This is a genomic window from Prevotella sp. oral taxon 299 str. F0039 (assembly GCF_000163055.2).
Lineage (GTDB): Bacteria > Bacteroidota > Bacteroidia > Bacteroidales > Bacteroidaceae > Prevotella.
The window spans coordinates 40,598-60,170 of the sequence record NC_022111.1 but is presented as its reverse complement, the minus strand read 5'-3'; the positions used below and the strand labels follow the sequence as shown (position 1 = coordinate 60,170).

At 35.5% G+C, this 19,573-nt stretch carries 12 protein-coding genes; 9 read left to right on the top strand and 3 right to left on the bottom strand.

From position 1 onward, the window contains the following. Positions 1-130: 130 nt before the first annotated feature. From HMPREF0669_RS03135 to glmM, 9 genes are all read left to right on the top strand, one after another. Positions 131-2,272: a peptidylprolyl isomerase gene (locus HMPREF0669_RS03135; protein ID WP_009228444.1), complete on the top strand. Its 2,142-nt coding sequence runs from the start codon at positions 131-133 to the stop codon at positions 2,270-2,272. Positions 2,273-2,571: 299 nt separating this feature from the next. After that, positions 2,572-3,459 carry an RluA family pseudouridine synthase gene (locus HMPREF0669_RS03130; protein ID WP_009228443.1) on the top strand — a complete coding sequence of 296 codons (888 nt, stop codon included), beginning with the start codon at positions 2,572-2,574 and terminating at the stop codon, positions 3,457-3,459. 220 nt (positions 3,460-3,679) lie between these two features. After that, entirely contained in the window at positions 3,680-8,314 is a 4,635-nt protein-coding gene (locus tag HMPREF0669_RS03125; protein ID WP_009228442.1) for a translocation/assembly module TamB domain-containing protein, read from the top strand. Then, on the top strand, positions 8,314-10,635 hold the full coding sequence (locus HMPREF0669_RS03120; RefSeq protein ID WP_009228441.1) for a BamA/TamA family outer membrane protein: 2,322 nt from the start codon (positions 8,314-8,316) through the stop codon (positions 10,633-10,635). The genes HMPREF0669_RS03125 and HMPREF0669_RS03120 overlap by 1 nt, the downstream gene beginning before the upstream one ends. Before the next feature lie 113 nt (positions 10,636-10,748). After that, on the top strand, positions 10,749-11,660 hold the full coding sequence (locus tag HMPREF0669_RS03115; protein WP_009228440.1) for a nucleotidyltransferase: 912 nt from the start codon (positions 10,749-10,751) through the stop codon (positions 11,658-11,660). A gap of 84 nt (positions 11,661-11,744) precedes the next feature. Then, a complete protein-coding gene (locus HMPREF0669_RS03110) occupies positions 11,745-12,782 on the top strand; it encodes a bifunctional oligoribonuclease/PAP phosphatase NrnA (protein ID WP_009228439.1) in 1,038 nt (345 codons plus the stop codon). Positions 12,783-12,925: 143 nt separating this feature from the next. Further along, entirely contained in the window at positions 12,926-13,216 is a 291-nt protein-coding gene (locus tag HMPREF0669_RS03105) for a DUF1304 domain-containing protein (RefSeq protein WP_020967113.1), read from the top strand. A gap of 252 nt (positions 13,217-13,468) precedes the next feature. Beyond that, positions 13,469-14,113: a DUF4827 domain-containing protein gene (locus tag HMPREF0669_RS03100; protein WP_009228437.1), complete on the top strand. Its 645-nt coding sequence runs from the start codon at positions 13,469-13,471 to the stop codon at positions 14,111-14,113. 39 nt (positions 14,114-14,152) lie between these two features. Further along, on the top strand, positions 14,153-15,538 hold the full coding sequence (glmM, locus tag HMPREF0669_RS03095; protein WP_009228436.1) for a phosphoglucosamine mutase: 1,386 nt from the start codon (positions 14,153-14,155) through the stop codon (positions 15,536-15,538). A gap of 565 nt (positions 15,539-16,103) precedes the next feature. Here glmM and HMPREF0669_RS03090 read toward each other — a convergent pair. The 3 genes from HMPREF0669_RS03090 to HMPREF0669_RS03080 form a co-directional block, all read right to left on the bottom strand. Continuing rightward, positions 16,104-17,288 carry an OmpA family protein gene (locus HMPREF0669_RS03090; RefSeq protein ID WP_009228435.1) on the bottom strand — a complete coding sequence of 395 codons (1,185 nt, stop codon included), beginning with the start codon at positions 17,286-17,288 and terminating at the stop codon, positions 16,104-16,106. Positions 17,289-17,464: 176 nt separating this feature from the next. After that, positions 17,465-19,279 carry a DNA mismatch repair endonuclease MutL gene (gene mutL, locus HMPREF0669_RS03085; protein ID WP_009228434.1) on the bottom strand — a complete coding sequence of 605 codons (1,815 nt, stop codon included), beginning with the start codon at positions 19,277-19,279 and terminating at the stop codon, positions 17,465-17,467. Positions 19,280-19,294: 15 nt separating this feature from the next. After that, positions 19,295-19,573, bottom strand: a complete 279-nt coding sequence (locus HMPREF0669_RS03080; RefSeq protein ID WP_044045686.1) for a hypothetical protein — start codon at positions 19,571-19,573, stop codon at positions 19,295-19,297.

Here is a 19,573-nt window from a genome sequence, read left to right as displayed (position 1 = left end):
ATAACTTTTTAGTATTTTTGTGCTCACTTAGTATTTGCTACGAGTCACAAACTAACACTACTAATGTAACGATTCTTTAGCAACTCACTTAGTTTCCATTCAGATAATAATAATAAAAACAAAATAAACAATGTCAGTATTAGGAAAAATCAGAAGCAAAGGCGCTGTCCTTGTAGGCGTTATAGGATTTGCCCTATTTGCCTTTATTGCCGAAGAAGCATTTCGTTCATGGGAATCTAGTCGCAATAACGATCGCCAACAATTAGGTAAAGTATTGGGAAAGAAACTTGATGTACAAGAATTTCAAAAGCTTGTTGAAGAGTATTCTGAAGTAATTAAGATGCAACAAGGTAAAGAAAACCTTAGTGAAGAAGAGCAAACCCAAATCCGAGACATGGTTTGGAATACTTTCGTTCAGAATAAGATCATAGAGAAAGAAGTAGAAGCTCTTGGTTTAACTGTCACCGATGCAGAAATTCAAAACGTGCTAAAGGCAGGTACAAACCAAATGCTTATGGGTACACCATTTGTTAATCAACAAACAGGTCGATTCGATGTCAACGCTTTAAAAAAGTTCTTAGCTGATTATAAGACACAAAAAAGCACCAATCCTCAGATGGCGCAACAATATGAAAACTTGTACAAATACTGGGTTTTCATTGAAAAAAATCTTCGCCAACAATTGCTTGCACAAAAGTATCAAGCTCTTTTTGCAAACTGTCTTCTTTCAAATCCTATAGAAGCAAAAATGGCTTTCAAAGATAATACTGAAGAAAGTAATATTCAATTAGCATCATTCCCCTACTCTTCTATTGATGATAGCAAAATCTCTGTAACTGAGTCTGATTTAAAGAATAAATACGATGAGCTAAAAGAACGTTTCAAACAACCTGTTGAAACACGCAATATTAAATACATAGACATTCAAGTTAAGCCTTCAACAAAAGATACAGAAGACCTTAAAAAGCAATTTGCGGGATATGCAAAAGATCTTTCAGAGGCTACAGATGTAAATAATGTTGTTCGTAGAAGCACATCACTTGTTCCTTTCCTAGGTGTTGCAGTAACAAAGAATGCATATCCACAAGACATTGCTAGTAAACTAGATTCAATGTCAGTAGGACAAGTTTCTAACGTGTTCGAAAGCAATTTTGACAACACTCTTAATATCATTAAACTTGTAAGCAAACAACAATTGCCAGACTCTGTACAATACAGACAAATCCAAGTTGGTGGAGCTACAGCGGAACAAGCACGCAAAACTGCTGATTCTGTTTACCAAGCACTTAAAGGTGGAGCTGATTTTGAAGTTCTTGCAAAGAAATATGGACAAACAGGAGATAAGGTTTGGTTAACTACTTCACAATACCAAAACGCACCATCTCTAGACAATGACACTAAAACTCTTATTGAAACATTGAACACTTTACCTGCAAACGAGGTTAAAAACATAGCTTTCACACAAGGCAATATCATCGTTCAGGTTCTTAATCGTTCTGCTTTCACCAACAAATATGTAGCTGCAGTAGTTAAGAAGAACATCGATTTCTCTCAAAATACCTACACAACAGCATACAACAAATTTAGCTCTTTTGTTAGTGCAAACACAACTCCTGAAGCTATAACAAAGAACGCTGCAAAGAGTGGTTACACCGTATTAGAACGTAAAGACGTTACAACAGCAGAGCATTATCTTGCTGGAATTCATGGAACTCGCGATGCATTGAAATGGTTGTTCGATGCAAAAGAAGGAGAAGTATCACCAATGTATCAATGTGGAGATAACGATCATCTTCTACTTGTTATCCTAGACAAGATTAATCCCAAAGGCTATCGTGCTGTAACAGACCCACAAGTTAAAGAAATTGTTAAAGCTGAAGTGATCAAAGACAAGAAGGCCGAACAACTAATGGCTAAGGCTAAGGGCGTTAATAGCATTAACGCTGCGAAAGCAAAGGGTGCTACTATCTCTGATGTTGCGCAAATAACATTTGCTGCACCAGTATTTATTCCTGCAACAGGAGCAAGCGAACCAGCTCTAAGTGGTGCAGTTTCAGCTACTGCAAAGGGTAAGTTCAGTGCACAGCCAGTTAAAGGTAACGCTGCAGTTTATCTCTTCCAAGTAACTGGCAAGGCAACAAACAATGTTCCATTCAAGGCTACTGAAGAAGAACAAAAGCTTCGTCAAAAGTACATGCAATATGCAGGTTCATTCATGAACGAACTTTATATCAATGCAAACGTAACCGACAATCGCTATTTATTCTTTTAACTAAGACGCTAACTTGTTAGATTCTGAAGTTATAAACTATTACCCGCAATGTTCAATATTGAGCATTGCGGTTTTTATTTATCTCCTATTCTAGAATAAACTAAGCTAATGTTAAAATAAAAGAAATAGGACATAAAATACACAAGGTTTCAGAGATAGAAAGCCTGTGTATTCAAAAGAATATCATTAAATTTGCATATTGCAGAGAAAATATAATAAAAATGAGTAGATTTCTTGTTTTTGAATGCTATTTCATAAAATTAAAGGACTATTTTTATACATAAATACATCAAAAAAAGATGATTCACAAAATGCAAAAAGGAGATTACGACCATTATGTGACTACAGATAAAGACACATTACTCAACTGGCTTCTGACCAATATAAAAACAATGAGCCGTAATAAACTAAAAGATATATTAGCTGGACAAGGAATTAAGGTCAATGGAAAAATCACAACAAAGTATGATTATCCATTAACTCCAGGAATGAAGATTTCTATTAGCAAAACAAAACGCAATAATTTGTTTAAAAGCAAATATGTTGATATTGTGTATGAAGACAACCATATCATCGTAGTTCATAAAAAGGCAGGTATTCTTTCGATGCCCGTAGGACATGGCTCTCTTAATGTAAAGACTGTTCTCGATGATTATTTGATGCGTTCCAAACAAAAATGCAATGCCCATGTTGTGCATCGCTTAGATAGAGAAACAAGTGGATTGATGGTATATGCCAAAGATAAACGGGTAGAACGACTATTTGAAGAAGATTGGCATAACATCGTTTACGATCGGCGTTACGTGGCTATTGTTAGTGGAGAAGTACAAGAAAACGAAGGAACCATAGCCAATTGGTTAAAAGACAACAAAATGTTTGTAACCTATTCATGTCCTTTTGACAATGGGGGGAAGTATGCTGTAACACATTTCCAAGTGAAAAAACGCACAGCTTATCACACTCTTGTAGAGTATAAGCTCGAAACTGGTCGCAAAAATCAAATACGTGTGCATTCTGCTGACATAGGACATCCCGTATGTGGAGATACAAAATATGGTAATGGTGATGACCCAATTGGACGTCTTTGTCTTCATGCTTACGTACTAGCTTTCTACCATCCCATAACACATAAGCCTCTTCTTTTCGAAACTCCCATTCCTTCCGATTTCAAACGAATTATAAAATAAACTCCATCAAAAGTTTATTCCTAAATCTAATAAATGGCCTATAGTATCTTTAACGATGGTATAGGCTTCATTTTTTATACTTCTTTCTATCTTTTTCCATTTATCAACTGCTTGTTATGTCAAAATAAGATATAATTTTATAGCAGAATTCAGAAAAAATAGCTTACTTTGCAGTTAGATTCGTTATAACTTAGCACAGAACTATTTTTAGAATTTTATTATGAAAAAATATATCCGTTGGGCGTTGGTTGTGTTGTTAACTCCCATCGCACTATTTTTATTATTATCAATCCTATTATATTGTCCACCAATACAGCGTTGGGCAGTATTTAAAGTTGTACAGATTACATCAGAAAAAACAGGCTTAGATATCTCAGTTGAGAGAGTTAAGCTAGTGTTTCCATTGCATTTAGGCGCAGAAAACCTAAAGGTATTGCAACAAAATGATAGTATTTCTACGCAGAAAGATACAGTTGCTGATGTAAAAAGAATGTTGGTAGATGTAGAACTACTACCATTATTACAAGAAAATATAGAGGTGGAACAACTTAAATTAGAAGGAGTTAACTTTAATACCACCAATTTTGTAGACGAAGCTAGGGTGAGTGGGGGGATAAAAAAACTACTTATTTCTAGTAAAGGCATAGACCTCCGCAATAAACTTGCATTGATCAATACTGCTGTTTTAGAAGATGCAAATGTTAAAGTATATATGAACGACAGCATTCCACCTGATACTTCGACGACTAAAAATGAGTGGAAAATAAAGCTGTTAAACCTCAAAATGAAACGAACCAATGTGCAATTGCGCATGCCACACGATAGTTTATTTGTGAGAACTCAAATAACCGATGCAGAAGTAATCGGTGGTTTGTTTGATCTTCTGCATAAAAGCTATTCTGTAAGACAGTTAGATTGGAAAGAAGGTGCGGTGAAATACGATCGTCCTTTTGAAACAATAAAAAGAGGATTCGATTACAATCACCTTGAATTATCTCAAATAGCAATAGGTGTAGATTCTTTTTCTTATAACCCAGAGAAATTGAATCTAAAAATTATTTATTGTACCTTAAAAGAAAAAAGTGGATTAAAAATAGAACGTGCAGGTGGTTCCTTTTCAATGGATAGCATGCAAATGCAACTTCCAAACTTCTTTTTAGAAACACCATACTCAAAGTTAAAAGCACAAATGGCAATGGATTTAACTGCTTTTGACGAGCGTAATCCTGGTAAACTGAATCTTGCTTTAAATGCAAGTATTGCCAAACCCGACCTTATCGCCTATCTTGGTCCAGCCTATTCGGCTGCAATTCAACGCTTTCCAAGTCACCCTTTGGTTATAACAGGCGATATACGAGGAAATATGAAACATGTAAGGATTGCCTCGCTGAATGCTCAAATGGTTTCAGCTTTTAAGTTGAAGGCAAGCGGTTTTCTTGCAAATGTAAATCAGCCCAATAATCTTGTAGGCGATATTGTGTTGAATGGCAATAGTTATAATCTCGACTTTATTACTTCTTTTCTACCCTCTTCGGTTACAAGCGTTGTAAGAATGCCACAGAATATGACTTTAGATGGTCATCTAAAGATAAATGGTTCACACTATAACACTACCTTTTATGTGAAAGAAGGAGTAGGACAAATAAGCGGTAAGGCATTTATTGACACAAAGAGTATGACTTATGATGCGCAAGTTAAAGCACATCAACTGCAATTGCAACGTCTAATGCCCAGCTTAGGTCTTCAACCTTTTAGTGGAAATGTATCTCTTAAAGGTAGGGGAACCGATGTATTCTCCCCCCAAACACGCTTAGATCTAAATACAACAATACAACAATTTGCTTATAATCACTATCGACTTAACAACATAAAAGCCAATGCAATTATAAAAAATGGTAGAGCAAAGGTATTTGTAGATAGTAAAAACGAATTGCTTTATGGTACAATTAGTGCTGACGCACTGATGAGTAAGCGATTGGTTGATGCTACTGCTGTATGTAATCTATCTAAAGCAGATTTGTATAAGCTTCGTATTACAGACCAACCTCTTACCATCTCACTTCGTGGTAGAGCAGGTGTTATCACTGATTTACAAGATAATTATAAAGCATTTGGGGATATTGATAATATTATTGTGCGTGATAGTACTAAAGATTATCATCCTCAACGTATTGTGTTTAATGGAATAACACGTCGTGATACAACTTACGCAAATGTTTATTGTGGAGATTTTCAATTAAAACTAAATGCAAAAGGCGGATATAAATATCTTTTGAGAAAAGGTAATGCCCTATCATCTATAGTTCAAAAGCAGATTCGCAATAAGCAATTCAATTATCTTGAAATACAAAAGAAACTACCTTTAGTACATATCAATCTTACAACTGGGCAGAATAACATGTTTATGAAAATATTAAAACGTTATGGTTATAAGGTTGGTTCAGCTAATATAGATATGCAGGTGTCACCTTCTATAGGACTAAATGGTCGTGCAGAAATATATGATGTCTATGCGCAATCTAACCAAATTGATACGATTCGTTTTAATGTTATGTCGCAGAATAATCAATTAAAGTATGCAGCCCAGGTACGAAATAGTCCTAAAAATCCTCAATATGTATTCAATGCACTATTAGATGGTAGTGTGTTGAACAAAGACTTAACACTTAATACGAAATTATATGATTCTAAAAATAAACTTACATTAGCATTAGGTTTACAAGGAGAGATGGATTCCAAGGGCGTAAAGGCGAGTATAAAAGATAAGAATGTTATTCTTGGTTATAAAGAATTTGCCGTGAATGACAGCAATTATGTTTATATATCTGATACGCAAACCATATATGCAGATGTGGCATTGTTGGCTAAAGACAAAACAGGTATTCACATATATAGCAACAATGAAAGTGAAGATGGAATGCAAGACATAACCCTTTCGGTTCAAGAATTTGATATTGCGGAGATGTTAAGTATTATGCCTTTCATGCCAAAGATGCAGGGAATGCTGAATGGCGATTTGCATTTTATGAAAAAGGATAAATCTATTTCAGTGTCATCGTCTATGAAAATAGATCGAATGGTATATGAAAATAGTCCTTTGGGCAATCTTTCTACGGAGCTAGTTTATATGCCTTTGTCAGATGGAAGTCATGCGGTTGATGGCCGTTTGATGCGTGATAATCAAGAAATTGCAATCGTTGAAGGATCGTATAATCCCCAAAAGAAAGAAGCATTAGATGTGAACTTATCTTTGCAACACACACCTTTATCTCTTGTGAATGGATTTATACCAGATCAGATAGTAGGCCTAAAGGGCTATGCTGATGGTACGCTTTCAGTGAAAGGCACACCTGATAAGCCTAATGTAAATGGTGAGGTGTATCTTGATTCTGCTTATCTTGTAAGTGTTCCTTATGGTATTGAGCTTAAAATGGACGATGACCCAGTGCGCATTGTGGGAAGTAATTTACTCTTCGAGAATTTCAATTTCTATTCACATAACGAAGAACCGCTCTTAACTTCGGGTTATTTTGATTTCTCAGATCTAGATAATATGAAGCTCAATCTAAAGATGAAAGCGAATAATTATCTATTGATAGATGCAGAAGATAATGGAAATTCACTCGCATATGGTAAGGCATGGGTTAATTTCTCAGGTACAGTAGCAGGTTCATTAACTCAATTAAAGATGCGAGGAACATTAGATGTATTAGGTTCAACAAGTATGACCTACATCTTATTAGATTCTCCATTGAACAACGACAACCGCTTTGAAGGCCTCGTAACATTCGTTGATTTTAGAGAGAAGAAAGGTCAAGTGGTTAAAAAGCCTACTGTAAATGGCTTAGAAATGGATATGAGAATCAATGTAGATAATGGTGCACATGTTCGTTGTGATCTCAATACCGATCATTCAAACTATGTAGATTTGATTGGTGGCGGAGAACTTCGGATGAAGTATAGCAATGCAAATGAAATTCAATTAAATGGCCGTTATACTATTAGAAGTGGTGAAATGAAATATTCTTTACCTGTAATTCCTTTGAAAACCTTCAATATTGAAGAAGGCAGTTACGTTGAATTTAGAGGAGAAGCAATGAACCCAACAATTCAAATTACAGCGACAGAGCAAAATAAAGCCTCTGTAACTACTCAAGAAGGAGCAAAGAGAACGGTGCTATTTAATTGTGGAGTAAAGGTGACAAACACCCTAAAGAATATGGGATTAGAGTTCATTGTGTCTTGTCAAGAGGATACAGATATCGCTAATCAGCTACAAGCAATGAGTAAAGAAGAGCGTGGAAAGATAGCAGTAACAATGCTAACCACAGGTCAATACTTATATGGTGGAGCCTCAAATAACTTCTCAATGAGTTCATCTTTAAACTCTTTCTTACAGTCACAGATTAATGCTATCACAGGAAGTGCATTGAAAACCTTTGATATGAGCTTCAATATGGATAATAGTAGTGATGCTTCGGGAAGTACACGAACTAACTATTCGGTTAAGTTTGCAAAACGATTCCTTGATAATAGATTAAATGTGATTGTCGGTGGAAGCTTCTCTTCGGGTGGAACAAACGTCGAAGGTACAAAAGATACCTTCTTAGATAACATCACAGTAGAATATCGTTTGAATCCTAACTCAAATAAATACCTTAAAGGTTACTATAAACGTGACTCATATGATTGGCTCGATGGTTATATTGGAGAATATGAAGTAGGTTTCTTATGGAGACGAAAGCTACAGCATTTCCAAGATATCTTCCGTTTCAAAACAAAGGATAAGATAACTGATGTAGTAGAAAATGATAGTATTCCTGCTATTACCCAACCAACAAAAGAAGTAAAATAATGAGATATAAAGCACTAAAAGAATATTTTAAGCCATGTCGTTGGGGATTCTTCCTATTATTAATAGGTGGCTTAAACCTTACATCTTGTTCTACAACTAAAAGTATTCCACAAAATGAACAGCTATTTGTTGGAATCTCAAAAATCAATTATGAGAAGAATGAAGATGTCAAACATTTCATAACAGCACAAGAAGAAATAGAAGAAGCATTAGCAACCCAGCCTAATGGAGCATTGTTCGGAAGTAGCTCTTTACGTTCTCCTTTTCCCATAGGACTATGGATTTGGAATGCATTTAGTACGAAAAAAAATGGTTTCAGCAAATGGATTACAAAGTCGTTTGGAAAGAAACCCGTATTAATAAGTAACGTAAATCCCTCTTTACGTGCTTTAGTCGCAAAACAAATATTACGTTCTCATGGTTATCTTCGTGGTGAAGCAGATTATAATATCGAAACAACAAAGAATAAAAAGCAAGCAAAGATAGCTTATAAAGTCATTCCTGGACCTCTATTTAGAATCGATTCTGTAGCGTTTGTAGGTTTTCCTGAGAGAGAAATGAATTACTTAAAGAGCCTCAAAGGAGCTATTCTTTTACATAAGGGCGATATTTTTGATGTCTCAAAGCTAGAAGAACAGAGAGAAAGAATATATAAAACATTCCGTTATAAAGGCCTTTATTACTATAAACAAGATTATACCACTTTTCTTGCAGATACCGTATCTGTACCAGGAAAGGTGTTAACTAAGGTACAATTGGTGGATAGTTTGCCTAAAGGGACATTGGACTCATGGCGTATAGGCAAGGCATTATTAGCAATTAAGACCTCTCCTGAAGAGCAATTAACAGACTCTATGACCTATTCTCACTATAAAGTGTTTTTCAATGGAAATAAACCAAGGGTGCGTCCAAAAGTTATTTTGCGTGAATTACGCCTCTTCCCTGGTCAGAAATACGATGATAGTAATTACACAGAGTCGCTTAATCGCCTTAGTTCGCTAGGCATATTCAATAGTGTTGATATTAACTTTGCTCCTTTAGATACAACTAATAAGTATAAAACAATGGACATGTTAATTCAAACAGTGCTAGATAAACCCTATGATTTCTTTATTGAAACCAATGTAAAAGGAAAAACCACAGGGCGTTTAGGACCTGCAGTTGTACTTGGTTTTGCTAAACGCAATGCCTTTAGAAGAGGTGAAATTGTGGAGTTCAACCTGCATGGTAACTACGAATGGCAAACTGGTCACTCATCAGAAGGAACCACAACAGGATTTAATTCTTATAGTTATGGAGGTGATTTATCGTTAAGAATACCCAAATTGCTCTTCCCTTTGGTGAAGCAACATAAGCTGTATCGTCCGCCAACGTCAATAATTAAGATGTCATCTGATCTTGTTAATCGGGCAGGATACTTCAAACGTCACATTGTTTCGGGCGAATTGACATTTAACTGGCAAACTTCTGTTAAGTCATCTTTCGAGTTTAGTCCTTTAATTGTGCAGTTCGATTATATGACAAAGAGCACTAAGAAGTTTAAGGACGTTGTAAGTAATAGCACATATCTGCAATATACGATGCAAGATAAGTTTATTCCTAAAATGTATTTTGCCTATACTTACAACAGTCCAAGTTTCTTCCAAAATCCAATTCGATGGCAATTGGCTTTTAGTGAGGCAGGAAACCTAGTATCTTTAGGCTATCTTACAGGTGGATATCGTTGGAATTCAAAGGACAAAAAAATGTTTAAAAATCCTTATGCTCAATTCCTTAAGGCTGAAACAGATTTTACAAAGACATGGAAATTTGATGAGAAGAGCTCGCTTGTGGGACATATCAATGCAGGATGTATATGGAGTTATGGCAATTCATCAATGGCTCCATATAGTGAACAATTTTATGTTGGAGGTGCAAACAGTATTAGAGCGTTTAATATTCGTACAATAGGACCTGGTGCTTATCATGTAGATCAATCACAAACTTCATATCTCGATCAGACAGGTGATATTAAATTCTTAGCCAATTTAGAATATAGAAAACATCTTGTCGGTAACTTCTATGGTGCATTGTTCTTAGATGCGGGTAATGTTTGGGCTTTAAAAGAAGACTATAGAACCAACTCTACATTTAAAATAAAGAATGTATTTAAACAGATGGCGTTAGGAACAGGACTAGGAATTCGATATGATATGCAGTTCCTTGTTATTCGAGTAGATTGGGGAGTGGCGTTACATACACCTTATTCTTCGGGTTTCTACAATATAAAGAGTTTCAAAGAAGGCCAGAATTTGAACTTTGCCATTGGCTATCCATTCTAACAAGAGAGGCTTAAAGTAAAACTTTCAACTCAAAAAGAGTGATATAATAAAGTTGTATAGATAAAGAGATAAACAATAATAAATTAATTAATAACCCTTTAAACCATATTTTTATGAAACCAACATTAGTTCTTTTGGCTGCAGGTATGGGCAGCCGTTACGGCGGTTTGAAGCAACTTGATGGATTAGGTCCTAATGGAGAAACCATTATGGACTATTCTATTTATGATGCAATCAAGGCTGGATTTGGTAAAATCGTATTCGTTATTCGTAAGGATTTTGAACAAGAATTCCGTGAAAAGGTGCTTTCTAAGTACGAAGGACACATTCCTGCAGAGGTATGCTACCAATCATTAGATGCACTTCCTGAAGGTTTTACAGTGCCAGAAGGCCGTGAAAAGCCATGGGGAACAAACCATGCAGTGATGATGGCTAAGGATTTGATTCGTGAACCATTCTGTGTTATCAACTGTGACGACTTCTATAATCGTGATTCTTTCATGGTTATCGGTAAGTTCTTGGCTGATCTTCCAGATAATGCAACAAACACTTACGCAATGGTTGGCTTCCGTGTAGGTAACACTCTTAGTGAAAATGGAACTGTTGCACGTGGTGTCTGCTCTAAAGATGAAAATGAGTTACTTACAACTGTTGTAGAACGCACAGAGATTATGCGTATTGAAGGAAAAGTATCTTATAAAGATGAGAATGGAGAATGGGTTGCTATTGAAGATAATACCCCTGTTTCTATGAACATGTGGGGTTTTACTCCAGATTATTTTGCACATAGTGATGCTTATTTCAAAAAATTCTTAAGCGATCCAAAGAACCAAGCTAACCCTAAAGCAGAATTCTTTATTCCGTTAATGGTTAATGAGTTGGTGAACAATGGAATTTCAACAGTGAAAGTACTAGACACAACAAGTAAATGGTTTGGAGTGACTTATTCTGCCGACAGACAAGCAACTGTTGATAGAATTCAAGCTCTTGTTAACGAAGGAGTATATCCTAACAAGTTATTTTAAATGATAATAAGATTCTTAGAGATGAGTTATTCTTAAACAATTCACCTCTAAGACTTTCTTTTTCTACAAAAGAATAAAGTAAAAATGAATATAAATTTACTAAACGATAGTGACATAAATACCCTAATAAACTCCATTAAAAGTGCCGATAATATTGTTATTACCTGCCATAAAAGTCCTGATGGAGATGCTTTAGGATCATCTTTGGCTTGGTACGACTTTTTAACAACATGTTTTAAGAAGAATGTTTCTGTTCTTGTTCCCGACGCTTTCCCCGATTTTTTGCGTTGGCTTCCTCATGTAGAGAAGATTGTTCGATATGATAAGCACCCCGAACGAGTGAACGAACTTTTTGATTCTGCAAGTTTGGTGTTCTGCTTAGACTATAATACTGCAAGTAGAGTTGAGGAGATGAAAGATCCTTTAGAGGCATGTAAAGCCCCTAAAATAATGATAGATCATCATTTAAATCCATCAATGGATACTCTTTTGTGCATCTCTAATCCAGCAATTAGTAGTACAAGTGAGATTATTTTCCGCTTAATTTGGCAAATGAACTATTTCGATGCTATTGAAAAGCATTGTGCAATAGCAATCTATTGTGGAATGATGACAGATACAGGAGGCTTTACTTATAACTCTTCTTATCCAGAAATCTTCTTCATTATTAGCCAATTACTCACAAAAGGCTTCGATAAAGATAAGATCTATCGCAATGTCTACAACAATTATAGTGCTTGGGCTATACGCTTTAGAGGTTATATGATGTGCCAAAAACTCAATGTTTTAGATGATTTTCATGTCTCATACTTTACTATCACTCGAGAAGATATGGATAATTTCCATTTTACAAAAGGTGATGCAGAAGGCTTAGTGAACGAGCCTTTAAAGATAAAAGGAATGAAACTGTCTATAGCTTTGCGTGAAGATAGTGTAAAAGATAATACCATTTTGGTTAGTCTTCGTTCTGTCGAAAACTTCCCCTGCAATGAAATGGCAGCACAATTTTACAATGGAGGAGGACATCTTAATGCTAGTGGAGGCCGTTTAAGCTGCACGATTGAAGAGGCTGTAGACATCACACGACGTGCAATAGAATACTATGCTCACCTCTTAAAATAAGATTTTCTAGAGCATAACTGCTCTTTTTTCAGTATGTTTGTACCATTAAGTAGAGAGTGAAAAATTCTTTTATATTAAATTTGGATATAAAAGAAAAACAAATATTGCAGATAATTAAAATAGATAATTATAAAAGTAGTACAATGCACATCATTAGTCAAGTATTAATTATTTTGGTTTCATTACTCTTTCTTTATATCATGTACCTCGAAACCATCGCATCATCATCAATAAAGACCTCAAAGGTATTCAATATTCCTCAAGAGGTATTGAGAGAAAAGCATTTTACAAAACTTATGAAGAATCAAGGGATCTATAATGGTCTCATTGCTCCTGCCTTACTTTATAGTGCTTTTTGCTCTGAAAATAGAAAAGAATTATCTTGTATCCTACTTATTTCTTGTGTTCTTATTGCACTCTATATGGGGCACTAACAAGTAACTGGAAAATATTAATTAAACAAGGATTTATACCTTTCTTAGCACTTCTATCTCTTTTAAGTCTATAAGAGTTAGAGTTTTAATGGATTATTATCTAATAATTGTCACATAAAAACATAAAAAGAGAAATATTTTTTCTCACTCTCTTTTCTTTTTCTTAACTTTGCAAATAACGCTGTTATTGAACTGCATCTTGTAGTCAAAAGCGTCCAAGAAAATAAAGAACGCAATTAAATTTATTTATTAATGAAAATAAGAAATATCACTCTATTAGCAGTTTTGTTGTGTTGCATTGCCACACTTTTTTCGTGTAAAGATTCTGATACTTATGCAGATCAGAAAGAACGTGAGCGTTCTGCCATCTCAAAATATATAAGAGACAACAATATTAAGGTTATTTCTGAAGAGGAGTTCCTAGCAAAGGACACCGTAACAGATGTATCAAAGAATGAATATGTGTTGTTTACAAACACAGGAGTATATATGCAAATTGTGAACAGAGGTGTAGGAGAGATTCTTAAACATAACGAAAACACAAACGTTTTGTGTCGCTATAAGGAAATAAACCTATTAACAGACTCATTGCAATCGTCAAACATAGATATGGCTTTCTCTTCATTAGTAGATAAAATGACTGTTCGCCGCTATTATTCTACATACACAGCATCGTTTGATCACAGTTCAAGCTTGATGTCAAGAATATACAATAGTACATCTGTTCCTAACGGATGGCTTGTTCCTTTGGCATACATTAAGCTTGGAAGATTGGTGAATGACACCGATAATTTAGCAAAAGTAAATCTTATTGTACCCCACTCTGAAGGACAAGCAAACGCTTCTCAACGTGTTTATCCTTGCTTCTATACCATCACCTATCAGCGAGGTAAATAATAAAACTTATACTGATTACTAACACAATTATTATAACTTATGACACTTATTAAATCCATATCAGGTATAAGAGGAACGATAGGTGGGAAACCAGGAGATACTCTTAATCCTCTAGATATTGTAAAATTTACCTCAGCTTATGCCACTTTTATTCGTCGAAGCGGTAAAAGCAAGAGCAATACCATTGTAGTTGGACGTGATGGACGCATTTCTGGCGACATGGTTCGTAACATAGTGTGCGGAACGCTTATGGGAATTGGCTATGATGTTGTAAATATTGGTATGGCAACAACTCCAACAACCGAACTTGCTGTTGCAATGCAACAAGCTGCTGGAGGCATTATTATTACTGCAAGTCACAATCCTCGTCAATGGAATGCCTTGAAACTACTTAATGAGAAAGGTGAATTCTTAACTGCAGCAGATGGAGAAGAGGTTCTAACTATTGCTGAAAAAGAAGACTTTGAATATGCTTCAGTTGACGAATTAGGTAAATATACAGAAGATAATTCATTCAATCAACGTCACATCGATAGTGTTCTTAACTTGAAACTTGTTGATCGTGAAGCAATAAAAAATGCGCACTTTAAAGTACTTGTAGATGCAGTGAACTCTGTTGGAGGTGTTATTATGCCTCAATTCTTAGATACTTTAGGTGTAGAATATAAAGTTCTTAATGGTGAACCTACAGGCGATTTCGCTCACAATCCCGAACCATTGGCAAAGAACCTAGGTGAGATTATGGGAGAAATGGCTAAAGGTGGCTATGATCTTGGTATAGTAGTAGACCCAGATGTCGATCGTTTAGTTTTCATTTCAGAGAACGGAGAGATGTTTGGAGAAGAGTATACACTTGTTAGTGTTGCTGATTATGTGCTATCAAAAACACCAGGAAACACAGTCTCTAACTTGAGTTCAACTCGTGCGTTGCGTGATGTTACTGAGAAACATGGAGGCAAATACACTGCAGCTGCAGTGGGAGAGGTAAATGTAACCACTCAAATGAAGAATGTAAATGCCGTTATTGGTGGTGAAGGTAATGGTGGAGTGATTTATCCAGAGAGTCATTATGGTCGTGATGCACTTGTTGGTGTTGCCCTTTTCTTATCTCATTTAGCTCATAAAGGCTGCACTGCTAGCGAGTTAAAGGCAAGCTATCCTGAGTACTTCATGGCGAAAAACAGAATCGACCTTACTCAAAATGCAGATATAGATGCTATTCTTGCAAAGGTAAAAGAAGTGTATTGCAATGAGGAAATTATCGATATCGATGGTATAAAGATTAACTTTACGAACTCATGGGTACATCTTCGTAAGAGTAATACTGAACCAATTATTCGTATTTATAGCGAAGCTCCTACAATAAAAGAGGCAGAAGAATTAGGCGAAAAATTGATTACAGTGGTGCGAAGTATGACAAAATAGATAAAGAGACAACGTACGACATCTCAATAAACCTATAAAACTATGCGTTATTATGGTCTTTGATGATAGTCTTTAAAACACATTAGAACAAAGCGAATCTAAAACAAATATAAGTTTTAGATTCGCTTTTCTTTTCTCCTTAAAGTAGAACAACTAATCGATGAAAACAGATTGCAAAATATAGTAGCACATCTTAAACGGAACTATTGTTATCTAGCAAAATTTCTCTCTATATAAAGCATGCTCCTTAAAAGTGATATTTGTGGGTATTTTCTCTGAATATTTGCCTCAAATTCATTCAAATAAGAGTTTCTAGTAACTATTACTATTTGACACAGAAAGTAACCTCCTTTTGGCTATACCAATCTGTAATGCCGGAGAAATAAAGGCTTATAGAACTTTAAAATAGTTTTTACCAAACAGCAATAAAAGGGAATAGCAAAAGATTTTTAGCTCCATATCTAAAATAGTACAATTAAAACATCACTCCTAAATACAATTAAAGGATGCTTCTAAAAAGAAGCATCCTTTAATTTCATAATAAATTCTTTTATTATTTCAGGGCTTATTCTGTAATTTGAACAGTAGCACGACGGTTAAATTGAATTGGTGAAAGCTCATTTACACCACCTCTAGCGTCAGTTTTGATGTTATCACGATTAACACCCATCTTAACTAGCTCATTAGCAACTGTCTTAGCACGTTCTTCAGACAACCATTGGTTATGTCCAGGTTTACCAGTTGCGCTATCTGCATAACCAGTTACAAGAAGATTTGCATTGTTTGCTTTAGCATATTTAGCAACTCCTGCTATGTTAAAAATATCCTTCTTAGAAGCAATATTTGTTTTATCCAAGTTGAAGAATACTGTAATAGGAGTCATAATAAACTCTTTCACAGTCTTATTTTCAACAGGTTGTTGTTGATCTGGTTGTTTTGAAAGAAGGTCTTTCAAACGTGCATTTTCTGCATTTGCATCATTAAGTTGTGCATTAAGTGCGTCAATTTGAGATTGAGAAAGAGCCTTAATAGCATCTACGTCTGGAGCATTGTCCCATGTTTCCTTACCGAGTCTAAATGTCAAACCAACTTCAGCATATAAGTTGTTATCGTGGGTATCCCAACCACGTGTATTTCCTTCCCAATCTTCTATACCATCTAGGTCTGATTCGTAACGATTCCAACCCATTTCAAAATGAGCAGAAAGCTTACGGCTAATACGGAATTCATTTAAAAGACCTGCGCTTAAGCCCATTGCATATAAGTTATGAGTCATTGTACGACCAACACCAGCACCTACAAAAGGAATAAAACTCCAAAAGCGATTAGGATTGTAGCCACACAACATGTTACTAAAATTAAACAAAGCTTGACCATTCATAATCCAGTATGAATTAGCATAAGAATTTTTATCTGTCTTTTGCATATAATAACGTGGAGCAGAAAGTCCTACAATTTTACCCCAAATACCTTGTGCTTTCACACGAAGACCTAAACCAGGAGTAAACCATTTTCCAAATGCTACAGCAGCACCTAGTGTTCTACGATTTTTGTTTAATGGATTTTCTGGTAGATCAAATCCATGTTCTTGTTGAGAATACCACATATTCAAGTTTCCACCAACTTGTACAAACCAATTATTCCAAAAAGTGTTAGTTAAAACTCGATACTTCTTAATTGGATATTCTTCTTGAGCCATTGAGCTCAAAGAAATACTAGCAAGAGCCAGCATCATAAATAGTTTTTTCATAAACTTATTAATTTAGACAATCAAATTATTATATTATTTTCTTTAGTATACTATTCATTTTTCATTTTCACTTGCAAAGGTAATAATAATATTTAAGTTTAGTACATTTTTAATTATTTTTCACATTAAACCGCAAAAAAAGAAGATTCTCCACCTTTAACAAAAAATTATTCTTACTAACCAAAGAGCTTACTTATGTCTGATTGATTCAAAATAGATAAGATAATCTTACCCGTTGGAGTATAACTAATATTTGTTGTTGCAAATAAACTGGTTATCAAATCATCCATTTCCACATTACTTAATACTTGTCCATAGGGAATCGCTGCACTGCGAGCCATTGTCAGAGCCAAAGCATGATGTATATCATCAAGCGCCGAGTTCACTCCTTGTACGCTTGCATTATCGATCATATCATGAATAAGATCTACCATATTCAATCCTTGTAAGTCTGCAGGAACCGACTGAAGTGCATAACTTCCTCCACCAAGATTACTGATCTCAAAACCTATTCGTTCTATTTCTGGAATGATTTTGTTAAACAACTCAATACTTGCTGCAGGTATTTGAACCATTTCGGGAAATAACACTTTCTGAGAAGAATTTACTCGTTGATTCAGTTTCTCTATGAAATTCTCATATAATATACGTAGATGTGCCCTATGCTGGTCGATAATCATGAGTCCAGATTTCACCGAGGTCATAATATATTTTCCTTTATATTGATAATGAGAAGGCGACTTTTCTGCAATAAGACTTTCACTTTCTGATATAGGTTCGTCTGGAGTGAACAAGTTTTGTGGCTCATCTATCTCATTACCCAAGCCCTCATAAAGGGTCTCCCAGTTCGTTACGTCACGACGAGGAGTGCTCTGTTCTACCTCTTTAAATGGATTATAATTAGGGTTATAATCTACTTTCGGAACCGAGATCGAAGCATTTGGATCGAAAACTGGAATATCGGGACGTCCTTCATTATCAAAATCTATCGATGGAACATCATTATATAAGCCCACAGCCTCTCTCACTATAGCCATTAAGATCTGCCATATTGCTTTCTCATTTTCAAACTTTATCTCTGTTTTTGTAGGGTGAATATTAACATCTATCTCTTCTGTTGGAACATCAAAGTATATAAAATAAGGTACTTGTTCACCCGTTGGAACAAGACGTTCTAATGCACTTGCAACCGCTTTGTGGAAATATGCATGCTTCATATATCTGCCATTCACAAAGAAATATTGCTGTGCTCCCTTCTTCTTTGCCGACTCTGGTTTTCCCACAAAGCCGTAGATTTTACAGAATGTGGTTTCCGTTTCAAGAGAAAGCAAATCTTGATTGATTCTTTTTCCAAAGATATCTACAATGCGTTGACGCAAAGTTCCTGCTCGAAGACTTATCAGTTCATTTCCGTTACTATGCAGTGTAAAGGTGATATGAGGATAAACAAGAGCAATACGCTGAAAAGCTGTAACGATATTGTTTAATTCTGTGGTGTTTGATTTTAAGAACTTGCGACGTGCAGGAACGTTATAAAAGAGATTTTCTATCAGAAAGTTGGTTCCAACTGCACAGGTGCAAGGTTCTTGCGAGATGTATTTTGAACCAGCAACATGTATCACTGTTCCCAAATCTTCGTGCTTTTGGCGAGTCTTTAGTTGTACTTGTGACACCGCTGCAATCGATGCAAGTGCCTCACCTCTAAAGCCCATGGTATGCAATTGGAATAAATCGTCGGCAGAACGGATCTTAGATGTGGCATGACGTTCAAAGGAAAGACGAGCATCTGTGTCGCTCATTCCCTTGCCATCATCAATTACTTGAATCGAAGTTCTACCAGCATCCACCACCAATACATTAATAGTTGTGGCTTCTGCGTCGATTGAATTCTCAACCAACTCTTTGATAACGCTAGCAGGACGTTGTATAACTTCGCCCGCAGCAATTTGGTTTGCCACTGTATCTGGTAGTAACTGAATTACATCTTGCATAACAATTATTTCTTTTTAGATCAACCAATAATAAACAACAGCTAATAAAGTACAAAGTAAAAGCATTGAAATTACAAGTAAAAAGGATTGACTTAAGGGTGTAAAAGCATTGGAATTAGAGCGTAAAAGGATAGGTTTTACAATCCTCTTGCTCACCTCTTTGTTCTCACCTTTATTCATCAAGCTTTCTGCTTCGTATTTTTCTTTGAGCTTATCAATATTTTCTTTGCGCTCATTATAATACAGATAACGATGCTCAAAGCCCCTTGGTTTTACCTGTTTAAACCAATTCAT